This window comes from Streptomyces sp. SID12488, assembly GCF_010548275.1.
GTDB lineage: Bacteria > Actinomycetota > Actinomycetes > Streptomycetales > Streptomycetaceae > Streptomyces.
Genome location: NZ_JAAGLT010000106.1, coordinates 1 through 646 on the forward strand (window position 1 = coordinate 1; position 646 = coordinate 646).

Genomic DNA, 646 nt, shown 5'->3' on the forward strand with positions numbered 1-646 from the left:
CCTTGACGACGGTGTACTGCGCACGCTCGAGTTGGTGTCCACCGCCATCAGTGACGCGGGCGTGCACGTGTGCACCTACCGGCCGGTTGCCGGGCGGTAGCGCAAGGTCGGCTCGGATCGGCCAGGCTCGGATCTGGTCGGACAGGCGAGCGACGGCGCGAGCGCGCCCCCAAGTGCGGTATGCCCGGCCAGGTTCGGGCATGCCGCACAGCCGTCTGCCGGATGCGTGTGAGACGTTGACAACGAGCACCGGAACCCGGATCAGGGGGACCGGACCGGCGGTTGCAGCATCGCGCCGGCGCACCAGGGCAGGAGGGCTTGACATGAGTCTGACGGGGACATCGTTCTGGGTCGTGCTCATCATCGTGACGCTGCTGATGGTCATCGGCACGATGCTCCTGTGGGCGAGGATTCCCGGACCGCGCCTGGTGCGGGCACTCACCCGGCTGGTCATGATTCTGCTGTGCCAGCTCACCGCGATCTCGGTGGTGGCCGTATGGATGAACAACAGCTACGGCCTCTACTCGTCCTGGGACGACCTGCTCGGCACCCCGACAACAGCAACACCATCGCGATGCCCGGCCCGCCCGTGACCCGCGCCCAGTTCAACCGCAGCGACAACGGGATTCTGGACACCTACTTCCAT

The 646-nt window shown here is 66.7% G+C and carries 1 protein-coding gene; it reads left to right on the plus strand.

What is annotated here, in order from left to right; genetic code table 11:
- The first annotated feature begins 323 nt into the window (after positions 1-323).
- A complete protein-coding gene (locus G3I56_RS42710) occupies positions 324-593 on the plus strand; it encodes a hypothetical protein (protein WP_239135473.1) in 270 nt (89 codons plus the stop codon).
- Positions 594-646: the final 53 nt, after the last annotated feature.